The sequence below is a fragment of the Bacillus sp. 7884-1 genome, assembly GCF_002272245.1.
Lineage (GTDB): Bacteria > Bacillota > Bacilli > Bacillales > Cytobacillaceae > Neobacillus.
Map to the genome: position 1 here is coordinate 1 of NZ_NPDD01000045.1, position 8,141 is coordinate 8,141.

9 protein-coding genes are annotated in these 8,141 nt (G+C 43.0%); 6 read left to right on the plus strand and 3 right to left on the minus strand.

Translation table 11 applies throughout. From position 1 onward, the window contains the following. Positions 1-132 precede the first annotated feature (132 nt). From nuoI to nuoN, 6 genes are all read left to right on the plus strand, one after another. Complete coding sequence (gene nuoI, locus CHI06_RS06180; protein WP_063255622.1) at positions 133-552, plus strand: NADH-quinone oxidoreductase subunit NuoI; 420 nt, start codon at positions 133-135, stop codon at positions 550-552. Then, entirely contained in the window at positions 549-1,067 is a 519-nt protein-coding gene (locus CHI06_RS06185) for an NADH-quinone oxidoreductase subunit J (RefSeq protein ID WP_095247554.1), read from the plus strand. The genes nuoI and CHI06_RS06185 overlap by 4 nt, the downstream gene beginning before the upstream one ends. Continuing rightward, entirely contained in the window at positions 1,064-1,378 is a 315-nt protein-coding gene (gene nuoK / locus CHI06_RS06190; protein ID WP_045518735.1) for an NADH-quinone oxidoreductase subunit NuoK, read from the plus strand. The genes CHI06_RS06185 and nuoK overlap by 4 nt, the downstream gene beginning before the upstream one ends. Before the next feature lie 379 nt (positions 1,379-1,757). Next, positions 1,758-3,620, plus strand: coding sequence for an NADH-quinone oxidoreductase subunit L (nuoL, locus tag CHI06_RS06195; protein ID WP_095247555.1), 1,863 nt, complete (start codon positions 1,758-1,760; stop codon positions 3,618-3,620). After that, entirely contained in the window at positions 3,621-5,129 is a 1,509-nt protein-coding gene (locus CHI06_RS06200; RefSeq protein ID WP_095247556.1) for a complex I subunit 4 family protein, read from the plus strand. A 6-nt stretch (positions 5,130-5,135) separates the two neighbouring features. Beyond that, positions 5,136-6,653, plus strand: a complete 1,518-nt coding sequence (gene nuoN / locus CHI06_RS06205) for an NADH-quinone oxidoreductase subunit NuoN (protein WP_095247557.1) — start codon at positions 5,136-5,138, stop codon at positions 6,651-6,653. Positions 6,654-6,782: 129 nt separating this feature from the next. Here nuoN and CHI06_RS06210 read toward each other — a convergent pair whose 3' ends face one another. The 3 genes from CHI06_RS06210 to CHI06_RS06220 form a co-directional block, all read right to left on the minus strand. Continuing rightward, positions 6,783-7,385, minus strand: a complete 603-nt coding sequence (locus CHI06_RS06210; RefSeq protein WP_095247558.1) for a general stress protein — start codon at positions 7,383-7,385, stop codon at positions 6,783-6,785. Positions 7,386-7,457: 72 nt separating this feature from the next. Beyond that, entirely contained in the window at positions 7,458-7,628 is a 171-nt protein-coding gene (locus tag CHI06_RS06215; protein WP_095247559.1) for a CsbD family protein, read from the minus strand. A 56-nt stretch (positions 7,629-7,684) separates the two neighbouring features. Further along, a complete protein-coding gene (locus CHI06_RS06220; RefSeq protein WP_142300930.1) occupies positions 7,685-7,933 on the minus strand; it encodes a hypothetical protein in 249 nt (82 codons plus the stop codon). Positions 7,934-8,141 lie beyond the last annotated feature (208 nt).

An 8,141-nucleotide genomic window follows, 5' to 3' on the forward strand; every position in this document is an offset into this window, starting at 1 on the left:
CCTGGAGCGCAAATCAACAGCCTAGTTTAACACAGGCTTTGAAAAAGGAACCTAATAGGGTGTTAGCCCTTGAAGGAGTCCATAAAAACGAATTTAGAAAGCAATTTTTAAAATGAAAAAGGGGTGAAAAACGTGCTTGGATTTACAAAAGGCTTGAAATATACCCTAAAACAGCTAACAAAAGAAAAGGTAACCTATAACTATCCAGATGAGCCGCTTCCGCTTCCGGACCGCTTCCGCGGGATTCAAAAGTTCTATCCGGAAAAGTGTATCGTGTGCAATCAATGCATGAACATTTGCCCGACAGAATGTATTAATTTAACGGGTAAAAAACATCCGGATCCGACGAAAAAAGGGAAAATCATTGATACCTATGATATCAATTTCGAGATTTGTATCCTATGTGACCTCTGTACGGAGGTTTGCCCAACCGAAGCGATTGTGATGACCAATAACTTTGAGTTAGCGTCCTACAGCCGTGATATGTTATTTAAAAACCTTGAATGGTTAGATGAGAACGACGAAAACGTACGGCAGGTGAATAAACCATGACAATATCAGGCGAGTTTATCGCATTTATGGGCCTCGCCCTAGTCGCTATCATTGGCGGCGTCCTGTTATTGAACCTTACCAAAGTCGTGCATATGGTCGTTGCCCTCATATTTACGTTTGTCAGCATTGCCGGTATTTACGTGCTGCTGTCAGCTGAATTTGTCGCAGCGGTTCAAATCCTGATTTATTCCGGTGCGATCACGATTATCATGTTATTCGGGATTATGTTAACGAAGCATGATGATGAAGGGGAAACAACCACAGGCAAAGGAAGAAAGTTCTTTTTATTCCTAGGTGTACTTGGCTTTGCAGTGGCTATCTACATTGGAATCTATGATTTCAACGTGGTGCAGGTCCCAACGGACTTACACGTGGACAATACCATGAAAATAGGGGAAGCCCTTTACTCTAAATGGGTAATCCCGTTTGAATTAACTTCTGTTTTACTATTAGTCGCACTTGTTGGAGCGATTGTTCTGGCGAAGAAAGACGAGAAGGAGGGTGACAAGGAATGAGTTCAGTTCCTGCTTCAGCCTTCCTGGCACTCGCACTGATTTTATTCTGTATCGGGCTATATGGGGCATTGACCAAAAGAAACACCGTCATCGTCCTCATCTCCATCGAACTCATGCTGAATGCCGTCAATATTAACCTGGTAACCTTCAGCAAATACGGTGTGGCACCGTCCATCACCGGTCAAATCTTCGCATTGTTCACGATTAGCGTAGCCGCTGCAGAAGCAGCCGTCGGTCTGGCAATCTTGATAGCCCTATACCGCAACCGCAAAACCGTCAACATCGACGATATGGACACAATGAAAAACTAGTTAATGGTAGGTTGAAATTTTTTTTAGATACTGCGGTGCCTGTCACCACAGAAAGACACTGTCCGTCTCAGGTGGACAAATTGGTAATATTTGGTGTTCGACCTCAGTGGACAGTGTCCACTGGTGAATTTTATTGAAGAAATTCACCGCGGGTGACAGGCACCATTTTTAAAAAAGGCTGTTCTCTTAATAATTGTTGTTAAAATCCTAAAGCCGATTTTAACGTGAAATTAGTTATTTTGCGCTTTTGAATAAAGTTTGCTGGCTCTTTTCTTATTAAATTTATGCTATTTTCTGTGGAAATTAGGCAAAGCCATTAAATCTTGTTTCAAAAAGCAACTAAGTTTAAGAAAAGAGCCTTAAAAAGGGGATTGTGATGATGATGGAAAATGCATGGATCATACCGCTTTTCCCGCTACTTTCGTTTTTGATTCTTCTTCTATTTGGTAAGCGGCTGAAGGATGCGAGTGCGTACGTTGGTATTCTTCTTACGTTAGCCTCGCTTGTGTATTCGTTGTTGGTGTTGTTCGAGCGATTCTCTCAACCAACGTTTAAGACTTCAACGGAGTGGCTCAGGATAGGAGATATTTCTTTAACAGCGGGCTTTGAAGTGAATCAATTGAATGCATTAATGCTAGTAATTGTCTCGCTCGTCAGCTTCCTGGTACATACTTATTCAAAGGGATATATGCACGGGGATGAGCGGTTTCCAGTATTCTATGCCTATTTAGGACTATTTACGTTTGCAATGCTTGGGCTTGTCATCTCGCCAAACCTGTTGCAAACTTATATTTTCTGGGAGCTCGTCGGAGTTGGTTCCTTCCTCTTAATTGGATTCTATTTCTACAAAGAAGAAGCGAAGGCTGCGGCAAAAAAAGCGTTCATTATGACCCGTATCGGAGACGTAGGTCTCTTAATCGGGATGATTTTATTATTCTGGGAAACCAAAAGCTTTGAATACAGTGAGATTTTCGAGGCCGTTGAGGCTGGTGCTGTATCAAGCACGATGATTACTTTAACAGCGATCTTAATCTTCATCGGCGCTGTTGGTAAATCAGGTCAGTTCCCGCTTCACACATGGTTACCGGACGCGATGGAAGGTCCGACACCTGTTTCGGCATTAATCCACGCGGCGACAATGGTTGCTGCCGGTGTTTACTTAGTTGCGGCACTTTTTCCGCTGTTCGCAGCAAGTGAAACAGCACTCTTAACAATCGCAATCATCGGTGCCTTCACTGCGATTTTCGCAGCAAGCATCGGTCTTGTGCAAACCGATATTAAACGCGTTTTAGCTTACTCAACCGTCAGCCAGCTTGGCTACATGATGCTAGCCCTAGGCTCTGCCGGCTATGTCGCTGGTGTATTCCACTTAATGACACATGCTTTCTTCAAAGCTTTGCTATTCTTAGCAGCAGGAAGCGTCATTCATGCGGTACACACACAGAACATCGAAGAAATGGGCGGACTTTGGAAAAAGCTAAAGCTTACGGCACCATTATTCTTAATCGGAACACTCGCGATCAGCGGTGTGCCATTGTTTTCAGGGTTCTTCAGTAAGGACGAAATTTTAATCGCAGCCTGGGAAGGTGGACATCCAGTCCTGTTCTTACTAGCGCTCGCAGCGGCATTCATGACCGCATTCTACATGTTCCGCTTGTTCTTCATGGTTTTTACAGGAGAAGCGAGAACACCAATGAAAAATGTTCACGAATCACCATCGATGATGACCTTCCCAATGATCGTTCTTGGCGTATTAGCGATAATCGCTGGTTATGTTCAAACACCATTTAATCACAACCTTGGTGAATGGCTGGTGGACGGCAACGAAGCACTTGGTCATAGTCATATCGAAGGTCCAATTTGGATTATGATTGCGGCAACAGTTGTTTCTCTAGCAGGTATCTACCTTGCTTACATGATTTACTACAAGCGTTCTATCGCACGTAACTGGCTTTCAGGCAGCGGCGATAAGCTTCACACCATTCTTACGAACAAATATTACATTGACGAATTCTATCAAATGTCAGTGGTTGCACTTACAAAAGGAATCAGCTACTTCTTACGCTTCATCGATGTCTTCTTAGTTGAAGGAATCATGAAGGGTGTTGCAGGGATTGTACAAGGACTTGGAGCGGCCATGTCAAAGCTGCAAACAGGTCAAACACAAACCTATGTTACCGTGGCATTCGTTGGCATGGCACTGCTTGCTGTCATCTTTGTATTAACAGGGGGGTACTTATAAATGGATCTTTCTTTCGTTCTATCACTATTAGTATTCTCCCCGTTACTCGGAATTATTGTTTTAGCCTTCATGCCTAAAACAGAAGAAAAAACCATTAAAATCGTCGGCTTTCTAGCGACACTGCCTGCATTAGGAATTGCGGTCGGACTGTATCTCCATTACCTTTGGGGTAAGGATTTAAGCGACTTTAACGTTGTTAAGGAATGGATTACTTTCGGCGGCCTTGATGGTGCTGAAGCAGGATATTGGAAAGTGAACTATGAACTCGGTGTCAGTGGCTTTTCAATGCTCTTAGTCGTCCTAACGGCTGTAGTCGCAACACTCGCAGCGATTGCCTCCATTTATATTAAAAAAGAATGGAAAGGCTACTTCATGCTGTTCCTGCTATTAGAAATCGGAATGCTTGGAGTATTTACCGCTGAAAACTTAGTTCTATTTTTCTTATTCTTTGAGATTACCTTAATTCCAACCTTCTTCTTAATCGGTAAATGGGGTTATTTTGAAAAAGAAAAAGCAGCTTACAGCTTTTTAATCTATAACGGTTTAGGCTCAGCTGTCCTGTTAATCGTGATTATGATTCTGTTTGCGAAAACAGGAACCACCAATATTGAAATGTTAACGCAAATGATGAACGACCCGAACGTTCCGTTATCGGGCGATTTAAAACTTGGATTATTGATTGCACTTCTTATCGCTTTTGGCGTTAAGCTGCCAATTTTCCCGCTACACAGCTGGATGCTTCGCGTTCACGTACAGGCACCGCCATCAATCGTTATGATTCACTCTGGTATTCTATTGAAAATCGGTGCGTACGGCTTAATTCGTTTTGGGATGGGTATTTTCCCGGAGCAGTTTGAAAAACTTGCGGTACTCTTAGCCATCCTTGGAGTAGTAAACCTTCTCTACGGAGCCTTCCTAGCGTTCATTCAAACAGACTTTAAAATGGTCTTGGCGTACTCGTCAATTTCTCACATGGGAATCGTGTTAATCGGGTTAGCAGCGATGAATGAGGCAGGGGTGCAAGGGGCTATTTTCCAAGTGGTATCGCATGGTTTAATCTCAGCACTATTGTTCTTCTTAGTAGGTGCTTTCTATGAACGCACAGATACATCATTAATGGAAAACCTAGGCGGAATGGCAAAGGGCATGCCAATTGCTTCAGGCTTCCTGCTTGCTGGCGCATTGGCGTCACTTGGCTTACCGGGTATGTCTGGATTCGTCAGTGAATTTATGGCCTTCTTAGGGCTATTTGAAGAAATGCCATGGATTGCAGCAGTCGGCTGCATAGGGATTATCATGACTGCCGTATATTTATTACGTGCCGTACTCGGCATTACGTACGGACAATCACACCGTGACTTTACAGGAGTCCTTGATTTGAAGGGCGTTGAATTCGTACCGGTTGTCGTGCTGATGGCTTTAATCGTCTTAATCGGAGTAATACCAAGCGTTCTAAGCTCACCGCTTCAAGCCACACTTGAAACGATTATGCTAGGGTTAGGAGGGTGATGAAGGATGAGTCTTGAAGAATTAACATCATTTAATTGGGGCATCATGACACCAGAGTTCATCATCGTTGGTGTAGCAGCGCTTCTCACAGTGTTAGATTTATTTATGCCGAAAAAACAAGACCGCCGAATCCTCGGCTGGATCGGAATTGCCGCCATTTTTGCCGCGATGGTTTCTCTAGTCGGATTACTTGGGGCAGCTCCTGATTCGATTTTAGAGGATACCTTCCGTCTTGATTCTTTTGGAAAAGCATTCAAACTCCTTCTTCTTGCAGGAGGAGCGCTTGTACTATTTTTAGCAGTCTCTTACAAGGCTGATGAGGGATTGGAAGAATACCGCGGTGAATTTTATTATTTATTCCTAACCGGATTACTCGGCGGAATGATTATGACATCAAGCGGCGACTTAATTACATTATTTATTGGTCTGGAATTGTTATCGATCTCTTCTTATATCTTAGCGGGTATTCGAAAAAACAACCTGCAGTCGAATGAATCTGCGATGAAATACGTCATTAACGGTTCGATTGCTACAGCGATTACCTTGTTCGGTATGAGCTATGTATACGGCTTAACAGGCTCAACGAACCTATTAGCCATTGCACGTACACTGCAGGCGTTAGCGGATGCACAGCATGCTTATTTGCTCGGACTAGCGTTCTTAATGATCTTCGTTGGATTAGGCTTTAAATTGGCTGCTGCTCCATTCCATATGTGGGCACCAGACGTTTACCAAGGAGCGCCAACACCAGTTACCGCATTCTTGAGCGTTGTTTCGAAAACAGCCGGCTTTGTGATTGTGGCACGAATTATGATTTCGATTTTTGGAGTAGCGGCTACAGAAGGCCCTGGTTCGATTCCGATTTTGTATAATATGCAGGATTACATCGCTGTCATTGCTGCAGCTACAATGATCATCGGTAACGTTGTTGCGTTGAGACAAAGTAATATTAAAAGAATGTTTGCGTACTCAAGTATTGCCCACGCAGGATACATTCTTGTTGCGTTCACATCACTGAGTTCGAACTTCTTTTACAGTGTTTGGTTCTATTTATTAGCGTACTTATTCATGAACCTTGGCGCTTTTGCAATTATCCAATTGGTAGAGGCGAAAACAGGTTCAACGAAGATAGCTGATTTCGCAGGCTTGTATCGCCGTTCACCGGTGTTAGCAGTCGCAATGGGTATCTTGTTAGTCGCATTAGCCGGTTTCCCAGGAACAGCAGGCTTCATCGGCAAGCTGAACATCTTCATCGGTGCCTTCATGGTACAGGAACCGCATTATGTATTGGCATCTGTTATGATTGCGACAACAGTAGTTTCATATTTCTACTACTTCGGAATCATGACACAAATGTTCTTCCGCCCAGCAGCGGACGACAGCAAGTTTACAAAAATTCCAGTTGGAATTGTGGTTGTTCTAATCGTCACCGTCGCAGCATCTTTACTGTTTGGAATATTCCCAGACATCGCGATCGACTTCGTAAACGAAAACTTCAACCATTTCTCAGACTTTCTACAATAGACCGGCAACTTTGGGGGAAGAACCCGGTCTAGGTCGAATAAAGGGGTAACCATATAATGCGAAAGAAGAGGCATGGGGGCCTCTTCTTAGCAAGAAAAACGGTCCATTAAAGGGACCGTTTTTTTATGGCTATTTTTGAATCGGGTCAGGTATTTGTCCTTTTTCCTGCAGTTCATCCTTAGAATCACTATTCTTCATTTCGTTTCCAAGCTTCTTCACTTCATCCCAATCCTGTGCCATCGAGCTATTGTTTGCTGCCGCTAATGAATTCCTGTCATCCATATGATTATTCATTCTATTCTTGGTTAAAACTAATATTTTTCCTTCTTTAACAGAGTTCCCATAGTATTCAGCTTCATCGTCAGGAATTCCCATTCCAATGAGTGCCCCCGTTAATCCGCCTAAACCTGCACCTGCTATGGTTCCAATTATACTTGAAGCAATGGGACCTGCGGCGATAATGGGGCCAACTCCTGGGATTGCCAGAGCACCTACTCCTACTAATAAACCTGTTATCCCGCCGAGTGTTCCACCTGTTAAGGCACCTGTAGCAGCCTTTTCTTCCACTACCGTACCAGTTTCGTCCGCAATATGATTCACATCTTTAAGGTCTTTACCAATGACACAGATATCCTGCTTGTCGTATCCTTGTTTAACAAGCTCCTCAATCGCTACAATCGCTTCTTGTTCTGTTTCATAAACACCTACAACATTCTTTTCAACCTTGTCCATTTCAATTCCTCCTCTTTTATTGGTTACGAAAGATTCATAGTTTGATAGATAGGAAAGTAGTTTACCTAATGACTATCTTGATAATTTATCCTTAACTTTCCCAACGCCTTCTTGTAATTTACCCTTAGCTTGATCGACTTTACCCTCGGTTTCCGTTGAACGATCATCGGTCAGTTTACCCCAGTGCTCCTTTGCCTTTCCTTTAACGGTATCTACATATCCATTCATTTTATCTTTGTTCATTTTGTTTTTGCCTCCTTGTATTTATTAAATTACTGGGCGTAGTCTACTGCGGTGGGTTATTGATTAACTCCATCACTAACGCCGTTATCGTCAATTTTCTTTTCTAAGTCTTTTTGTGCCTGCTTTAATTCTGTTTTTACATTATTGATGGTATCATCGGCTTTTTGCTTTGTTTCTGTATCTACCGCATCATCCTGTTGGCCATCACTGACCCCATTATCTTGGTCAACCCCATCGCCGCATCCCGTTAATCCGGCAAAGGTAAGAGAAACAGCCAATCCACTAACTAGTAAACTTTTCTTCATAGCCTTTTTAGCTCCCTTCGTCGTGTTTTGTTCTGCCCTTTTTATATACCCATCAAGAATAATCTGAAACATTTTTTTGTGGAAATCGGTCTCCAAACCGCCTTCTTTCTATTAATAGATTTAAAAAAAATTTTTAACCACTTGTTGATTGTAGTGGAAGGCACGAGACTCCTGCAGGAAGACGGGACAGGGGAGACCCCGCTTATCT

Excerpts from the sequence above, each read along its gene's own strand:
- CHI06_RS06220 (WP_142300930.1), bottom strand. The coding sequence starts at position 7,933 with ATGAAGAAAAGTTTACTAGTTAGTGGATTGGCTGTTTCTCTTACCTTT.
- nuoN (WP_095247557.1), top strand. The coding sequence starts at position 5,136 with ATGAGTCTTGAAGAATTAACATCATTTAATTGGGGCATCATGACACCA.
- CHI06_RS06210 (WP_095247558.1), bottom strand. The coding sequence starts at position 7,385 with ATGGACAAGGTTGAAAAGAATGTTGTAGGTGTTTATGAAACAGAACAA.
- CHI06_RS06200 (WP_095247556.1), top strand. The coding sequence starts at position 3,621 with ATGGATCTTTCTTTCGTTCTATCACTATTAGTATTCTCCCCGTTACTC.
- nuoL (WP_095247555.1), top strand. The coding sequence starts at position 1,758 with ATGATGGAAAATGCATGGATCATACCGCTTTTCCCGCTACTTTCGTTT.
- CHI06_RS06185 (WP_095247554.1), top strand. The coding sequence starts at position 549 with ATGACAATATCAGGCGAGTTTATCGCATTTATGGGCCTCGCCCTAGTC.
- CHI06_RS06215 (WP_095247559.1), bottom strand. The coding sequence starts at position 7,628 with ATGAACAAAGATAAAATGAATGGATATGTAGATACCGTTAAAGGAAAG.
- nuoK (WP_045518735.1), top strand. The coding sequence starts at position 1,064 with ATGAGTTCAGTTCCTGCTTCAGCCTTCCTGGCACTCGCACTGATTTTA.